The organism is Methylobacterium variabile (assembly GCF_001043975.1).
Lineage (GTDB): Bacteria > Pseudomonadota > Alphaproteobacteria > Rhizobiales > Beijerinckiaceae > Methylobacterium > Methylobacterium variabile.
The window spans coordinates 1-14,447 of sequence record NZ_LABY01000115.1; the positions used below are offsets into that span (position 1 = coordinate 1).

Here is a 14,447-nt window from a genome sequence, read left to right on the forward strand (position 1 = left end):
GCTTCGCCGACCTCGCGGCCGCGCACCGGCAGCACCGTCTCGGGCCCGGCCGCGAGGTCGGCGAAGCGCACGGCGTAGCCGTCGACGGCGGAATTGTCGAAGGGCGGCAGGTCGAGGCCGGCCAGCACGCCCCCGGCGGCGATCCGCCCGTCGGCCTCGACGAGGGAGACCGTCTCGATCCCGGCCAGAACCGGCACCCGCTCGGCGATGAGGGCGGCGGCCTCCTCGACCGAGAGCAGCGGGCCGCCGAAGGCGAAGCAGTCGTCAGTCAGCTGCGCCATGGCTGTCCAACCTCTCCAGCACCGCGGCGAAGGGCTCCGACCGCGCCAGCACGATATCGGCGACCAGTTCCACCGCGTCGAGGGGCACGACCGGCCGGCCGGCCTCCGGGAAAGGGTGGTCGCTCGCCACCGCGACGATGCGGGGATCGTCCGGGTGGAGCGGCGGGCGGCCGTTGGCGTGGCGGTAGACCTCGAGCTTCGGGTGGGCCTCGCGCTTGAACCCCTCGACCACCACGAGATCGCAGGGGGCGAACCGGCGCAGCAGATCGGGCAGGCGCGCCTCCTCCTCGACCTCGCGGATCTGCACGGTGCGGCGGCGCGACGACACGATCACCTCGGACGCCCCGGCCTCGCGGTGGCGCCAGGAATCCTTGCCGGGCTGGTCGACGTCGAAGGCGTGGTGGGCGTGCTTGAGCGTCGCCACGCGCAGGCCCCGGGCACGCAGGACCGGGATCAGGCGGACGAGGAGCGTCGTCTTGCCCGCACCGCTCCAGCCGGCAAGCCCGATCACCCGCATGGTCAGGCTCCCGGACGGGTGAAGCCGAGACCGGCGAGGTCGGCGGCGAGGGCCTCGTCCGACAGGAGGGCGAGGAACGTCGCGAGCGCCGGCTCGTCCCGCCGGTCCTCCCGATAGGCGAAGTCGTAATGCTCCTCGGTCAGCGGCAGGAAGCCGAGGCCGTAGGCCTCCGCCACCGTGCGGATCGCCACGCCCCAGTCGGCCCGCCCCTGCGCCACCGCCGCCGCGACGGCGTTGTGCGAGCGCGGCTGGTTCCAGTAGCCGGGGGGCCGGGCGCCGTTCAGCAGGCCGTCGATCAGCGCCCGCGTGCCGGCGCCGGTGTTGCGGTTGACCATCACGGCATCGCGATCGGCGAGGACCCGCGCCACCGCGTCCTGCGCCGACGCGCCCTCGAAGCGGGGATCGCCCGCCCGGAAGACCACGCCCTGCAGCCGGCGCCAGCCCGGCGCCAGGGCGAGGCCCGGGGTGAGGTAGGGCGCGTTGTAGCGCCCGGTCTCGGGATCGAGCAGGTGCATGGCGGCGAGGTCGCACTCGCCCCGGCGCAGGGCCGCCAGCCCCCCGGCGGAGCCGACCCAGAGGGTGCGGGCGGTGACACCGTTTTCCGCGAGGCGCCCGACCAGCCGGTCGAGGCCGAGGCAGTGGCTGCCGACGATCATCAGGTCCGGCGGGCGGGCGGCGCGGCCGAGGCGCGCGATCCGGACCGTCTCGCCAGCGTCGATTCCGGCCCGGTTGGCCGGCACCGCGAAGAAGCCGTCGGCCTGCGAGAACGCCGTGACGGCGCCCGAGCCCTTGGCGAGGGGCAGAGCGACGAGCCCGTCCGCCCCGCGCGACAGCGCCGCCATCACGTACTCGGTGCGGCCGAGCTCCGAGGGCAGGCGCTGGGGCAGCCGCGCCTCCACGGTCTCCTCCTCCCGGGCGGGCAAGCCCGCCCGCGCCCGGATCAGCGGCACCACGAATTCGTGGAAGGTGAACATCGCCGAGGTCGGGAAGCCCGGCAGCACCACCACGGGAATCGTGCCGGCGAGCGCCAGGCAGAGGGGCTTGCCGGGCTTCAGCGCGACGCCGTGGACGAGGATGCCGGGCTCGCCGAGGCGCGACAGGATGCGGTGCGAGACATCGCCCGCGCCCTTCGAGGTGCCGCCCGACAGGACCACGAGGTCGGCGGCCGCCAGCGCCGCCCGCAGGGCGGCGTCGAGCGCCGCCTCGTCGTCCGGCACGATGCCGCCCGGCACGGCGACGCCGCCGTTCTCGGTCACGCTCGCCGCCACGATGGCACCGTTCGAGTCATAGAGCCGGGCCGGGCCGAGGGGCCGGCCCGGCGCCACCAGCTCGTCGCCGGTGGACAGGACGGCGACCCGGGGCCGGCGCACCACCGCGACCTCGGCGAGGCCGCAGGCCGCCAGCATCCCGATCTCGCGGGCGGTGACCAGGGTGCCGCGGCGCAGGACCGTCTCGCCCCGGGCCATGTCGGCGCCGGCGTAGCCGACGAACTGGCCCGGATTGGCGGGCCGAGCCAGCGCGATGGCGGGCTCGGGGCCGTCGAGGAACTCCGTCGCCTCCACCATCGCCACCGCGTCGGCGCCGCGCGGCAGCACGCCGCCGGTGGCGATCGGGGTGGCGCTGCCGGAGCCGACCGCGAGGGAGGGAGCGACACCGCAGGCCAGGATCTCGCGGTTGAGGACGAGGCGGCGCGGGTCGGCCTCGCTCGCCCCCTCGGTGTCGGCGGCGCGGAGCGCGAAACCGTCCACGAGGGCGCGGTCGAAGGGCGGCACGTCGATCGGCGAGGCGACGTCGGCGGCGAGCACCCGGCCGAGGGCCTCGGCCAGGGCCACGGTCTCGGGCGGCAGGGGGACGTGCGGGACGGCGGCGCGCCAGCGCGCCATCGCCTCGTCCCGGCTGACCACCGCCAGGAACTGCTCCTGGCGGGAGGCCGCCGCGAGGCGGGCGAGGAAGGCGTCGGCAGGAGGAGCGGTCACAGGGGCAGGACCTCGACGGGGGTGCCGGCGGGGTAGCCCTCATGCGCCGGCGGCACCAGCAGGGCGGCATCGGCCTGGCCCAGGCGGTGGAGCGGGATCTCGGCCCCGCCGAGGGGTTCGGCGCCCGCCGGGGTGCGGCGCAGGAACACCAGCTCGGCGAGGCCGATGACAGACGTCACCTTGCGGGTGAGCGGAAGCATCTGCGGCGGCTCCGGCGCCGCGCCGGCGAGGCCCGCCAGCAGCGGCCGGCCGAGGGCGAGCCAGGCGGCCAGCGCCGCGTCCGGCCGGCCCGGCAGCAGCAGCACCGGCAGGCCCGCCACGGCGCCGAAGCCGGCGCTCTCGCCGGGTCTGAGGGCGATACCGTGGGCGTGCAGCCGCCCGGCTCGCGCCAGGGCCTCGGCGCCGCGATCGGTCCGGCCGGGCCCGGTGCCGCCGATCACCACGACGGCATCGGCCCCCGGCCGCAGTAGGGCGGCGGCGAGATCCGCGGCCTCCGCCGGCCGCGGGGCGGTCTCGGCGAGGCCGCCCCGGGCGGCGATCCAGGCATGGAGGACCGGCGACAGGGTATCGGGCTCGGCCGCCAGCAGCCGCAGGCGCGGACGGCGCACCGACACCCACGGCAGGCCGGCCGAGGCCAGGGCGAGGCAGTGCAGGGCGCTCACCCGCTCGCCCGCCGCGACGAGGCGGGCGCCCTGCGGCAGCTCGGCAGCGGGAGCGCGGGTCCCCTCCCCCGCGGCGGCCTCGGCCTCGATCTCCAGCGGATCGGCGCCGATCGCCTCCGGCGGCAGCAGGGCGTCGGTGCCCGCGGGAAGCGGCGCTCCGGCCTCGACCCAGGCGGGCGCCCGCGCCAGGCGCAGGGGCGCGTAGGGCGAGGCGCCGACCACCGCGGCGGCGCTCACCGCCCAGCCGTCCCGCAGGGCGGTCCGCAACGTCGGCAGGCCGGTCGTCGCCACGACGTCCCTGGCCGACACGGCGCCGACGGCCGCAGGCGGGCTCACGTCCTCGGCCGCGACCGGAGACGCCAGGGCGGCGAGTTCCGCCACCGCCTCGGCGAGGGGCATCAGCGCGGTCGTGGATGCCCGGGGCGTCACCGGCGGTCGCCGGGGAGTGACGGCGGAGCCATGCGGCCCTCCTGTTCCTGAGGAGGTGAGCCGATGCGGCAAGCGCCGGGCGGGATCAAGGGTTGGGGGCCGAGAGGAGAAGCCTGGCGGAGAATATGTCGCGGGACCGAGCCCCCGGAGGCCGCGTGCGAGCGGCACGTCGGATCCGTCAGCCCGCCCCGAAGGCGGGGTGATACCGAACCTCGCCCCCTCGCCGCTCGCCGCCCAGGTGCAGGCTCTGGAAGTAGGCCGCCGGGACGCCCGCGAGACGAACGGCCGGATCGGGCGCGAAGCCGAACCGGCCATAATAGGCGGGATCGCCCAGGACGACGCAGCCGCCGGCTCCGCCCGCCGTCAGGTCGTCGAGACCGGCCCGAACCAGCGCCGCGCCGAGGCCGCGACGGCGCCGGTCGCGCCGAACCGCCACGGGCCCGAGGCCGAACCAGCCCGGCAAGCCCCCCACCGTGACGGGCGAGAACGCGACGTGCCCGACGATCTCGTCCGCCTCGGCCGCGATCAGCGAGAGCGTGAGCGCGCCGTGCCAACGCAAGGCGTCGACGATGTCGGCCTCGGTGCCGTCCGCATGCGGCGCGTCGCGGAAGGCGGCGGTGACGAGCGCGCGGATCGCCGGCGCGTCGCAGGGACTCTCGGGGCGCAGGAGCATAGGCTTCGGTATACCGCGGTCGACGGGGAACCCCAGGGTCCGAATCCAGCCAGCTTGACCGTGCGAGGGACCGCTCACGGCCCTTCCCCGACTTTCGGAGAGGCTGCTTACCGGCGGCCTGATCGGCTCGACGCGAGTGAGCCGGGCCGGTAGCTGCTTGCCCGCTTCGAGGCGCCTCAGGCGGAGACGAGGACCCTGCCGAGCAGACCGTTGCGACCGTTCCGGTGCACTGCGGACTCGGCGAGGAGCGCCATGGCGCCCCTCGCGGACGTGACGCCCCTACTGCTGCCGGGGCGGGTTGTTGTCCACGACCTGATGGTAGGCGGCGAGATCAAGAAAGGCTTCGGCTTCGGCGACGACACCGTCCTTCATGCGGAAGATCCAGACGTACTGGTTTCGATACGGACGACCGCCGGTCGTCGTGGCGCTCGCGTCGAAGCGAACGATGACCTTGTCCGCGACCGCCCAGATGTGGTGGAGCTGCGGAACGAGCGGCGTCGCGAGACGGCTCAGCAGCGGGCGTGACGCACGCTCGACGAAGTCAGTCAGACCCCGGTAGGTACCCGCCACCGGGCCCGAGCCCGGGATCGTCCAGACGACGTCGGGGGCGAGCAGAGTCGGGAAGATGCTGGCGCCGGCGGCCCACCGCTGAAAGGCCTCGCGCACGATGGTCTCGTTGCGCGTCGTGACGGCCGTGTCGGACGACGCGCTGGCGACGAGCGTGGGCGTGACGCTCAGCGCGACGGCCGCCGCGAGAGCGAACCGGCGGACAGGGACCGCAAGCCGGAACGGCAGGATCTTCGTCATCGCAGATCTCCGTGAGGGAAGGATAGTTGAAGGCCCAGGGGGCGGCCTCGCGGCGCGGGCACCCGCCCATGGCCGCGCGGCCTATCGAGCCGGCGGTGCGAGAGGCGCCGGCTCCCGCCGGCGCAGCACCATGCCGCCATGATGGAGCGTGTCGGCATCGACGAAGACACCGTCGGCCGTGAAGCCGGTGTCGTCCCAGTACTCGATACGGGTGCCACTCACCTCGTAGCGCCCGCGATAGGCGCCCTCGCGCCGGCCACGCGCCTCGACGTAGCGGCCGCTCGGCAGCAGCTCGTGGCGGACCTGGTCGTCGTCGGTGACCCACAGGCCGGCATAGGGGTGCGTGGTCTGCGCCATCGGGTTCTCTGCACGCATGGGGGCTGCAAGAGCCACGACGAGGCTCGTCGCGGCGGCGAGGACGGCCGCTCGCATCAGTGCGGCGCCTTCGTCGGACGAACGACGATCTCGTTGACGTCAACGTCGTCGGGCTGTTCCAGCGCGTAGCGCACCGCCCGCCCGATGGCGTCGGGCTGCAGGGCGACGGCGCGATAGGCCTTCATGGCTTCTGCCGCCGCCGGGTCGGTGATCGTGTCGGCCAGCTCGCTCTCCACCACGCCCGGATGGATGCAGGTGACCCGGATGTCGCCGCGCTCCTGGCGCAGGCCGTCCGAGATCGCGCGCACTGCGAACTTCGTCGCGCAGTACACGGCGGCCGTCGGCGACACGGCGAGCGCGCCGATCGAGGCGATGTTGACGACGTGGCCCGAGCCCCGGGCGGTCATCTCCGGGAGAACCGCGGCGATCCCGTAGAGGACGCCCTTGACGTTGACGTCGACCATGCGGTCCCACTCGTCCACCTTGAGCGACGCCATCGGGGACAGGGGCATCACGCCCGCGTTGTTGACGATCGCGTCGACCTGCCCGAACTCCCGCCGGGCGGCATCGACGAAGCCCGCGACGTCGTCCCGGATTGTCACGTCCAGGCGCCGCGTGCCGACCGAGCCTCCCGCGCGCCGGAGTTCCTCGGCGAGGGCCTCGAGGCGATCGGTGCGGCGCGCTCCGAGCATCAGCCGGGCACCGGCGGCGGCGAGTTCGCGGGCGATGCCGACGCCGATGCCGCTCGACGCCCCCGTCACCAGTACCGTCTTGTTCAAGGTCATCCTGAACCTCCTCGTTCGTTCAGCCAATGCGCGAGGCCGGTTCGCCTGCCCTGGCTCGTGACGAGGAAGGTGATTCGTGAGAGCCGTCGTCGGTAGCTGGCTCGTGCGCGACGCTTTGGTTAGGATCGCTTACCAATGACCCTCGATCTGAATGCGCTCGCAACCTTCATCGTCGTCGTCGAGGAGCGCAGCTTCCGTGCGGCCGCGGACCGCCTGGGCGTCACGCGCTCGGCGGTGAGCCAGACGATCCGCCGCCTCGAGGACGCCATGGGCGTGGCGCTCGTCCAGCGCACCACCCGGAGCGTGGGCCTCACGGAAGCCGGCGACCGGCTCCACGCCGAGATCGCGCCATCGCTTGCCAACATCCGGGCGGCGCTGGGGACGATCCGACACCTCGGGGCTCAGCCTCGTGGCCAGCTGCGCCTCGTCGTGTCGTCCATCGCGGAGGGCTTCCTGTCGGGCCCGCTCCTCGCCGGCTTCGCCGAGGCTTGCCCTCACGTCCAGCTCGACGTGCTCGTGAGCGACGAGGAGATCGATATCGTCGCGCACGGCTACGACGCCGGCGTGCGTCTCGGCGAGGTGATCGAGGGGGACATGATCGCGCTACCGGTCTCGGACGACCAGCGGCAGCTCGCCGTTTGCGCGCCCGGCTACCTGGCGCGCCAGGGCGCGCCGACCCACCCGCGCGATCTCGCCGCGCATCGCTGCACCGGATGGCGCCCGGCACCGCGTGCGGCGCCGTTCCGGTGGGAGTTCACGCAAGCCGGGCGGGACTTCGTGGTCGACGTCGAGCCTGAGATGACGACCAACGACATGGCGCTCATGATCCGCATGGCGGTTGCGGGCGGCGGTATCACGTTCGGCTTGGAAGACTCCTTCCGGCCCTGGATCGAGCGGGGCGAACTCGTCCCGCTGCTGGAGGCGTTCAGCCCGTTCTTCCCGGGGTTCTTCCTGTACTATCCCAGTCGGCGGAACGTGGCCCCGAAGCTGCGCGCCCTTCTGGATCACGTTCGCCTGCATCGAAGGCACCGATCCTGATTGCCGGAGGTCGCCCTGAGGGACGAGCGGCCGCTCTCGTCATCAGGCTCGATCGGTGTCCACGGACCGCTGGACTGCCCGCGCGCGCTGCAGCTTATCCTCAGGCCCGTTGTCACAAATCTGCTCGGGCGCATGACAGAACGTCCGCTTGCGCCCGGCGGGTCGACTGCCGCTCCCGACCCCAAGGCCCCCGGCATGGTCACGCCGATTGGGTTCGGACCCTGACCGCTCTAAGCTCGACCGACCGTCGTGGACAGGTAAGGAAGGGTCTGGGAATGCCGGTGACGCGCCTCTCGCCCACCGAGCCTGCCCCTGGTGCCTCCCGCTCGGACATCGAGCCGATTGGCGAGCACGTGGTTGAGCAGCGTCGTATTGCCGGCGCCGAGGAACCCGGACAGGACGGTGACGCGCAGGCCGGGATCGGACGAGCGGGGATCGGGCATGGGCACTTCCGTTTTTGTAACGATATAACACTGCAATTGATGTCAAGCGGCGGGGAGCCGTGGCATTCCGGCCCCTTCCCGGAGGCTGCGCGACGCCCGTAAACCCGGCCTGCCCTGCCCGGATCTCGCGCATGCCAGCTCGCCCCCGACTCGCCGCCCTCGTCGTCCTCGCGACCTCCCTCGCCGTCGCGGCCCGCGCGGACGCGCCGATGCGTGGCCATGGCGGCCCGGTGCGGGCGCTGGCGGTGACGGCGGACGGGCAGCGGGCGCTCTCGGGCAGCTTCGACGCGTCGGCGATCCTGTGGTCGGTCGAGGACGGGGCGGCGCTCCGGGTGCTGCGCGCCCACGACGGGGCGGTGAACGCCGTGGCGCTCCTGCCCGATGGCGGGCTCCTCACGGGGGGAGAGGACGGGCGCGTCGCCCTCTGGCGCGGGGCGCCCGAGCCGGAGCGGATCATCGCCAGCCATGCCGGCCCGGTCTCGGGCCTCGCCGTGGCGCCGGACGGGCGCCGGATCGCCTCGTCGTCCTGGGACGGCACCGCCCGGATCACCCCTCTCGACGGTGGCCCGGCCCTGGTGCGGGAGGGCCACCGGGGCAACGTCAACGGGGTCGCGTTCCTGCCCGACGGCCGCCTCGTCACCGCGGGCTACGACGCCAGCGTACGGATCTGGCCCGAGGCGGGAACCCCCGTGACGGTGCAGCTCGACGCGCCGGTCAACGCCGTGGCGACGGCCCCGGACGGCGAGATCGCGGCGGCCGGCGCCGACGGCAGCCTGCACCTGCTGCGGCCGGACGGCCGCATCCGGGCGTCGCTGACGGTCGGCTCCCGCCCGGTCGTGGCGCTGGCGCTCTCGCCCGATGGGCGCCGCATCGCCGCCGCGACGGTCGGCGGCGCCGTCGCGGTGATCGACCGGGCCGCGCCGGCAGTGCGCCTCACGCTGGTCGGGCCGGGCCTGCCGGTCTGGTCGCTGGCCTTCCGCGGCAACGACGAGCTCGTGACCGGCGGCGGCGACCGGCTGGTGCGGCGCTGGGACTTGCGCGGCGGCGAGCCGATCGGGCCCCTCGCCATGACCCGCCCGGCGGACGCGCTAGCGGCCTTCGCGGGCGACCGGGGTGCGGCGGTGTTCCGCGCCTGCGAGGCCTGCCACACCCTGACGCCGGACGGCGGCAACCGGGCCGGACCGACGCTCCACGGCGTGTTCGGCCGCCGCATCGCCGCGGTGCCGGACTACCCCTACTCCCCGGCCTTCCGGCGCCTCGACATCACCTGGACCGCCGAGACCATTGCCCGGCTGTTCGAGATCGGCCCGGCCCGCTTCACCCCCGGCACCAAGATGCCGGAGCAGACGGTCACGAGCGCCGAGGACCGGGAGGCGCTGGTCAGGTTCCTCGAGAGGGCGACGCGGTGAGCCTCAGGCCTGCCGCGCCCGGAAGTAGTCCTCCGAGGTCCGCGGCCGGTTGTCCTCGGCGGCGTGGGGATCGAAACCCTCGTTGAGGACGTGCGAGACCCGGCAGGTGTCGCACATCATCAGGGCCTTGATCCGCTCCTCGCCGGCAGCGCCGGCGAACATCCAGTGGCGGTCGCGCAAGGTGCCGATCACCCGCTCGATGGTGCTGCGGGTGCCGAAGGGCTTGCCGCAGGCGATGCAGTCGAACGGCTCCTCCTCCTTGAGGACCCGGCGGGGCGCGGCCCAGGCGGCGAAGTCGAGCTGCGGGACAAGGCCGATCACGTCCTCCGGGCAGGTCGCGGCGCACAGGCCGCACTGCACGCAGGCGCTCTCGGCGAAGGTCAGGCGCGGGCGGTCGGGATCGTCGGTGAGCGCCCCCGTCGGGCAGGCGCCGACGCAGGCGTGGCACAGGGTGCAGGCCTCGGTCCGGAAGTCGAGGCCGCCGAAGGGCGCGCCGGCATCGAGGGGCACCCGGTCGACCGGCCGCGGCGCGGCGTGGTGCAATTCCGAGAAGGCGAAACGCAGGACGTCGCGGAGGTCGCCGTCCGGCATGAAGCCCGAGGGCACCGGGGCGGGCGTGCCGCGGGCGCCCTGCGCGAGGGCCTCGCCCAGGGCGTCGGGGTCGTCGGTCTCGATCAGCGAGACGACGCTGCTGCCCTGGGCCGGCCCGTAGCCGAGGGCCTGGGCCACCGCCTCGAGGCGGGCGGCGTTGCGGGCGAGGCTCGCGACGTCGTGCTTGGGCCGGGCGCGGACCAGGAACCGCACCGCGGCGGCGCCGTAGGCGAAGGCCGCCGCCACCGCTTCCGGGCCGACCTGCGTCACCTCGTTGACGGGGAAGGGCAGCACGTCGGCGGGCAGGCCGTCGCCGTAGCGGGCGAGCGCGTCGATGAGCGGCGCCCCGTGCGCGTCGTCGTGGACGAGCAGCACCGGCGCGACGCCGCCCGCCCGCCGGTAGGCGGTGAGGAGCGCGCGCAGGCGGCGCATCAGGGCGTCGGCCGGCGGCAGGGCGTAGGCGGCGGCGCCCGTCGGGCAGACCGAGGCGCAGGAGCCGCAGCCGGCGCAGACGTGCGGGTCGATGGCGACGTGGTCGCCGGCCGGCAGGATGGCGCCGGTCGGGCAGACCTCGAGGCAGCGGATGCAGCCGGTGATGCGCGAGCGCGAGTGGGCGCAGAGCTCCGATCGGAAGTCGACGAAGCGGGTCTTGTCGAACGTGCCGACGAGGTGGGAGGCCTCGAACAGGACCCGCTCCACCGCCGCCGGGTCGCGGGGATCGGCGCGGAGATAGCCGCTGCGCAACTCGTGGGCCGGGAACAGCGGCACGCCGCCGGTGAGGTCGACGACGATGTCGCAGGTCGAGGTCGCCCCGTCCCGGGACGGCCCGAAGGCGAGGTGCCGGCGCGAGGACGGCATCGGCAGGGCGGTGTCGTCGACCGCCAGGGAGAAGGCGCCGAGATGCCCGGTCGCCGTCCGCACGGTGCCCTTCAGCACCGGGATCTCGCCCGAGCGCGGTACCGCGACCTCGCCGGGGCGGGAGAGCAGCACCGTGACGTCGAGGTGGTCGGCCAGCCGCCGGCCGGCCTCGATCGCGACCTCGTCGCGGCCGTAGACCAGGGCGACGCCCCGGCTCTCGAAGCTGACCGTGGCCGCCGGCGGCATCGGCTCGGCGGAAGCGGCGAGGAGGGCCGCCAACTTCGGCCCGGCCGCCGCGCCGTCCGACGACCAGCCGGCCGTCTCGCGGATGTTGGCGAAGGCGACGCGCTCCTCCGCGCCCACCTCCTCCGCCACCTCGCGAAACAGCGGCGCCTTGAGGGTGCAGGACACGGTGACGGGCGCGCCCGAGACCATCGCGGCCCGCACCCGCTCGAGCTCGCGGCCGCAGAGCTGCTCGCCCGTCTCCAGCCGCCCGCCGCAGGCCTTGCCGATCGCCGCCGCGTCGAGGGACATGCTGCCCTCGCAGGAACAGGCGATCACGATCCGATCCGACACCACACGCGTCTCCGAACGGGCGCGAAGCCCTTACAGCACATCGGCGCGGGGGCTCCCCCTGGGGCGTCATGCCCCTTGTTCGCCGTCCCCGCGCTATATATACGAGCAGTTAAAAAGAACGATCCGACACGTGCGCGCAGGCAACGACATCGCCCCCGGGACACCCGATTCCATGACCGTCGCGGAGATCCGGAGCCTCGTGCTCCCGCCCGCCTTCCGGCCGCTGCGCCTGCCGGCCGCCGCGGGGGAGACGGCGCATGAGCGGGCCTGCGCCCTCGCCCGGGCGGGCGAGGCCACCGGCACCCTGGTGGTCGGGGCGCGGCCGGACGTGATCGACCTCGCGGTGGTGCTGGCGCCCGAGGAGCCCCTCGCCACCGCGCGCCAGGTCGGGCTCGTCGGCCTCACGGCCCTGGCCGAGGCGGTCGGCAGCCACGCGCCGCCCGACAAGCCGGTCCTCCTCGACGGGTCCGGCACCCTGCTCTTCGACCGGGCCCGCCTCGGCGGCGGGCGCCTGGGCTGGCCGGAACCGTGCAGCGAGGACGCAGTGCCGGACTGGCTGGTCTTCTCCGGGATGCTGATCGCCTCGAAGCGCGACGCGGGCGATCCTGGCCATACCCCGGACTCGACCTCCCTTGAGGAGGAAGGCTTCCCCGCGGAGAGCGGCGACGCCCTCGCGGAGAGCTTCGCCCGCCACCTGCTGCGCGGGCTCTCCCTCTGGGCCGAGGATGGCCCCTCCGCCGCGGTCGCGCGGGCTCAGGGCTTCCTCGCGTCGGCTCCCGCGACGCTCCGCCTCGACGGCACCGGCTGGTTCGATCCGGGCAGGGGAGGCCCGCGCCTGTGAGCCTCAAGCTGCCCCGCACCCTGCGGCTCGATCCCTCCGACACCCTGGTCTTCCCGGCCGCCGCCCCGCCGGGCGAGTGGGCGGTGACCGGCAGCTTCCTGTTCCTCGACGAGGATCCCGCCGCCCTCGCCGGCAAGGCGCGGGCGGCGTTCCGGGCCGGCTTCCTCGGCATCGACTCCTTCGGCTTCTCGACCCTGGTGGTGGTGAGCGAGGCGAGCGAGGCGGAGCGCGAGGCCGCGACTGCGGCGCTGGCGACGCAGCTCGAGGCCCGCCTCGGCGCGCCGGACCGGGCGAGCGCGCTGGCGGCGGCCCGGGAGGAGATCGGGATCGCGGAATCCCTGTGCGGCCCGCCGGTCGGGACCGTCCTGGCGCTGCACAGGACGATCGAGGACGGCGAGATCCGCGAGCGTTTCCGGGCGCTGCGCCCGCGGGAGGGCGCCGCGCCCGGCGCCGACCGGCGCCACGCCTATGCCCGCGCCTTCGATTTCTACGAGACCGACGAGGAGCCCGAGGAGCGGGTCGACCTCGCGGGCCTCCTCAACGGACATCCCCGATGACCGAGTTCTGGGTCTCGAGCGGCCATCACCTCACCCGGCGCGACGGCGGCGGCGGGCTTCGCGTCACCGACGAGTTGCTGCTCGCCTACCTGGCCCGCCCGGAGCTGCTGCCGCCGGACGACGCCTGCCCGGCCGAGCGGGCGCTCCACGCCGCGCTCCTGCGCGACCCCCGCCGCCCGGTGGCGCCCGCGGAGGTCGAGGCCCTGGCGGACGCGGATGCCCGCGAGAACTGGGGCGTGATCCTGGCCTTCCGCGACCGCCTCCTCGCCGCCGCCTCGGTCGAGGCGGCCTATCTCGACCTCGTCCGTCGGGGGACCGGCGGCACGCCGCCGTTGTTCCTCAACCAGCTGGTCCACCTGATCCTGCGCAACGCCCTCGACGGCACCGACGACCCCTACGTGCTGCGCGCCGCCGAGCTGTTCTTCCGCCCGCAGCGGGCTTCGGTCAGCGACGGGACGCTGCTCCTCGCCGATGCCGAGCTGATCGACGCCGCGGAGGGCGCCGGGCGCCCATCGCCCCTCGTGGCGATGCTCGGCCGCGAGCCGGTCTCCGATCTCGACGTGCTCAACCCCGACAATGCCTGGACGTACTGGAGCCGGTCGGACGCGTTCAGCATGGCGCTCAACCTCGGCTCGGATGCGAGGAGCCGCGAGGGCCTGGCCCGGGCGATCGAGGCCTTCGTGCGCCACCTCCTGGCGGTCGAGGTCGCGGTCGCGCCGCTGCCTGCGATCGAGGACCCGGACTGGCGCTGGTTCGTCGGGCTCGACGCCGAGGCGACCCGCATCGGCAACGCCCTCTGGCGCGGCGAGGCCGTCGACCCGGCGACCCGCGAACGGGTGCTCGCCCTGTTCCGGCTCGAGATCACGGATCCCGCCCGGGCCGACCCGCGCCTCGCCGGCCGGCCGGTCTACCTGCTGCTCGCCATGTCGTCGGACCGGATCGTGACGATGAAGCCGCAGAACCTGATCGCGGGCCTGCCGGTTGTCGTGACGGGAGAGGCCTGATGAGCACGCAGCTGATCTCCGTCGGGGTCGTCGTCGCCAAGCGCAGGCTGAAGGGACCGTGGGCGAGCCACGCCTGGCTTCCCGTGGCGGTGCTGCCCGGCCTGCCCGGGACCGCGCCTTGGACCCGCCTCTCCGCCTCGGAGGAGGAGGAGACCTACTACGCCGGCGCCTACGAGGTGGAGCTGCACCCGGCCGAGACCGCCCATTACGGCAACAACCTTGCCGCGGCCCAGCCCTCGCTCTGGGTCGCCCTGCGGGAGACGGCGCCGGAGACCTACGCGGTCGCGACCGTGACGGTCGACCCCTACGAGGGCGAAGCCCTCGCCGAGGGCATCGGCGAGATCGTCGAGGCGGTGCCGATGCCGCCGGAGATCCAGGCCGAGGTCGGGGCGTTCTACCGGGCGTTCCACGTCGAGCGGGTGTTCCACAAGCGCAAGCGCGACCGGGCCGACCCGGAGGCCCTGGCGCGGCAAGGGACGCACCAAGGGGCGCATCACGGCGGCGGGCGGCGCCGGCCGGAGGAGCCGTGAACGACGGCTTCCTCGCCCGCTGGTCGCGGCGCAAGCGCGACGAGGCGCGCCGGCCGGCCGAGGCGCCGCCGGCAGCGCCCGCCGCCGAAGCCACT

Annotated in this window: 14 protein-coding genes and 2 pseudogenes; 6 read left to right on the top strand and 10 right to left on the bottom strand. The window is 74.6% G+C overall.

Annotated elements, in window-relative coordinates; translation table 11 throughout:
* From VQ02_RS17160 to VQ02_RS17195, 8 genes and pseudogenes are all read right to left on the bottom strand, one after another.
* Window positions 1-281: pseudogene (locus tag VQ02_RS17160) on the bottom strand (molybdopterin molybdotransferase MoeA); the annotation flags it as partial.
* The gene (mobB, locus tag VQ02_RS17165) at window positions 265-798 is read right to left on the bottom strand and encodes a molybdopterin-guanine dinucleotide biosynthesis protein B (RefSeq protein ID WP_048445423.1); all 534 of its coding nucleotides are present in this window, start codon (window positions 796-798) and stop codon (window positions 265-267) included. The pseudogene VQ02_RS17160 and the gene mobB, both read right to left, overlap by 17 nt.
* A 2-nt stretch (window positions 799-800) precedes the next feature.
* Window positions 801-2,774, bottom strand: a complete 1,974-nt coding sequence (locus tag VQ02_RS17170) for a molybdopterin biosynthesis protein (RefSeq protein ID WP_048445424.1) — start codon at window positions 2,772-2,774, stop codon at window positions 801-803.
* A complete protein-coding gene (locus VQ02_RS17175) occupies window positions 2,771-3,835 on the bottom strand; it encodes a molybdopterin-binding protein (protein ID WP_048445425.1) in 1,065 nt (354 codons plus the stop codon). The genes VQ02_RS17170 and VQ02_RS17175 overlap by 4 nt, the downstream gene beginning before the upstream one ends.
* 208 nt (window positions 3,836-4,043) lie before the next feature.
* Complete coding sequence (locus VQ02_RS17180) at window positions 4,044-4,538, bottom strand: GNAT family N-acetyltransferase (RefSeq protein ID WP_048445426.1); 495 nt, start codon at window positions 4,536-4,538, stop codon at window positions 4,044-4,046.
* Between the two features lie 279 nt (window positions 4,539-4,817).
* Entirely contained in the window at window positions 4,818-5,345 is a 528-nt protein-coding gene (locus tag VQ02_RS17185) for a nuclear transport factor 2 family protein (protein ID WP_048445427.1), read from the bottom strand.
* Between the two features lie 81 nt (window positions 5,346-5,426).
* Window positions 5,427-5,720 (bottom strand): Atu4866 domain-containing protein, encoded by a 294-nt coding sequence (locus tag VQ02_RS17190; protein WP_048445435.1) that lies wholly within the window; start codon window positions 5,718-5,720, stop codon window positions 5,427-5,429.
* A 56-nt stretch (window positions 5,721-5,776) separates the two neighbouring features.
* Window positions 5,777-6,505 carry an SDR family oxidoreductase gene (locus tag VQ02_RS17195; RefSeq protein WP_048445428.1) on the bottom strand — a complete coding sequence of 243 codons (729 nt, stop codon included), beginning with the start codon at window positions 6,503-6,505 and terminating at the stop codon, window positions 5,777-5,779.
* Between the two features lie 135 nt (window positions 6,506-6,640).
* On the opposite strand from VQ02_RS17195, the gene VQ02_RS17200 reads away from it, so the two are divergent.
* On the top strand, window positions 6,641-7,543 hold the full coding sequence (locus VQ02_RS17200) for a LysR family transcriptional regulator (protein ID WP_048445429.1): 903 nt from the start codon (window positions 6,641-6,643) through the stop codon (window positions 7,541-7,543).
* Between the two features lie 326 nt (window positions 7,544-7,869).
* Here the strand turns inward: VQ02_RS17200 and VQ02_RS39750 are convergent.
* Window positions 7,870-7,986, bottom strand: a pseudogene (locus tag VQ02_RS39750) (GTP-binding protein); the annotation flags it as partial.
* Window positions 7,987-8,117: 131 nt separating this feature from the next.
* Between VQ02_RS39750 and VQ02_RS17205 the strand changes: the two are divergent.
* Complete coding sequence (locus VQ02_RS17205) at window positions 8,118-9,395, top strand: c-type cytochrome (RefSeq protein ID WP_048445430.1); 1,278 nt, start codon at window positions 8,118-8,120, stop codon at window positions 9,393-9,395.
* A 3-nt stretch (window positions 9,396-9,398) separates the two neighbouring features.
* Here VQ02_RS17205 and VQ02_RS17210 read toward each other — a convergent pair whose 3' ends face one another.
* Complete coding sequence (locus VQ02_RS17210; RefSeq protein WP_048445436.1) at window positions 9,399-11,378, bottom strand: 4Fe-4S binding protein; 1,980 nt, start codon at window positions 11,376-11,378, stop codon at window positions 9,399-9,401.
* Window positions 11,379-11,592: 214 nt separating this feature from the next.
* On the opposite strand from VQ02_RS17210, the gene VQ02_RS17215 reads away from it, so the two are divergent.
* Genes VQ02_RS17215 through VQ02_RS17230 form a run of 4 tightly spaced genes read left to right on the top strand, consistent with a single transcriptional unit; the run spans window position 11,593 to window position 14,352 of the window.
* On the top strand, window positions 11,593-12,261 hold the full coding sequence (locus VQ02_RS17215; RefSeq protein WP_048445431.1) for a biotin/lipoate--protein ligase family protein: 669 nt from the start codon (window positions 11,593-11,595) through the stop codon (window positions 12,259-12,261).
* Window positions 12,258-12,818 carry a DUF6505 family protein gene (locus VQ02_RS17220; RefSeq protein ID WP_048445432.1) on the top strand — a complete coding sequence of 187 codons (561 nt, stop codon included), beginning with the start codon at window positions 12,258-12,260 and terminating at the stop codon, window positions 12,816-12,818. The genes VQ02_RS17215 and VQ02_RS17220 overlap by 4 nt, the downstream gene beginning before the upstream one ends.
* Window positions 12,815-13,822 (top strand): DUF6352 family protein, encoded by a 1,008-nt coding sequence (locus VQ02_RS17225; protein WP_048445433.1) that lies wholly within the window; start codon window positions 12,815-12,817, stop codon window positions 13,820-13,822. The genes VQ02_RS17220 and VQ02_RS17225 overlap by 4 nt, the downstream gene beginning before the upstream one ends.
* On the top strand, window positions 13,822-14,352 hold the full coding sequence (locus VQ02_RS17230) for a DUF3305 domain-containing protein (RefSeq protein WP_048445434.1): 531 nt from the start codon (window positions 13,822-13,824) through the stop codon (window positions 14,350-14,352). Before VQ02_RS17225 ends, VQ02_RS17230 begins: the two co-directional genes overlap by 1 nt.
* Window positions 14,353-14,447 lie beyond the last annotated feature (95 nt).

What these genes read in the sequence shown, in the direction of transcription:
- VQ02_RS17190 (WP_048445435.1), bottom strand. Translation starts at nt 5,720, where the DNA reads ATGCGTGCAGAGAACCCGATGGCGCAGACCACGCACCCCTATGCCGGC.
- VQ02_RS17225 (WP_048445433.1), top strand. Translation starts at nt 12,815, where the DNA reads ATGACCGAGTTCTGGGTCTCGAGCGGCCATCACCTCACCCGGCGCGAC.
- VQ02_RS17230 (WP_048445434.1), top strand. Translation starts at nt 13,822, where the DNA reads ATGAGCACGCAGCTGATCTCCGTCGGGGTCGTCGTCGCCAAGCGCAGG.
- VQ02_RS17195 (WP_048445428.1), bottom strand. Translation starts at nt 6,505, where the DNA reads ATGACCTTGAACAAGACGGTACTGGTGACGGGGGCGTCGAGCGGCATC.
- mobB (WP_048445423.1), bottom strand. Translation starts at nt 798, where the DNA reads ATGCGGGTGATCGGGCTTGCCGGCTGGAGCGGTGCGGGCAAGACGACG.
- VQ02_RS17210 (WP_048445436.1), bottom strand. Translation starts at nt 11,378, where the DNA reads ATGTCCCTCGACGCGGCGGCGATCGGCAAGGCCTGCGGCGGGCGGCTG.
- VQ02_RS17200 (WP_048445429.1), top strand. Translation starts at nt 6,641, where the DNA reads ATGACCCTCGATCTGAATGCGCTCGCAACCTTCATCGTCGTCGTCGAG.
- VQ02_RS17180 (WP_048445426.1), bottom strand. Translation starts at nt 4,538, where the DNA reads ATGCTCCTGCGCCCCGAGAGTCCCTGCGACGCGCCGGCGATCCGCGCG.
- VQ02_RS17205 (WP_048445430.1), top strand. Translation starts at nt 8,118, where the DNA reads ATGCCAGCTCGCCCCCGACTCGCCGCCCTCGTCGTCCTCGCGACCTCC.
- VQ02_RS17185 (WP_048445427.1), bottom strand. Translation starts at nt 5,345, where the DNA reads ATGACGAAGATCCTGCCGTTCCGGCTTGCGGTCCCTGTCCGCCGGTTC.
- VQ02_RS17215 (WP_048445431.1), top strand. Translation starts at nt 11,593, where the DNA reads ATGACCGTCGCGGAGATCCGGAGCCTCGTGCTCCCGCCCGCCTTCCGG.
- VQ02_RS17175 (WP_048445425.1), bottom strand. Translation starts at nt 3,835, where the DNA reads ATGCCCCTCGCCGAGGCGGTGGCGGAACTCGCCGCCCTGGCGTCTCCG.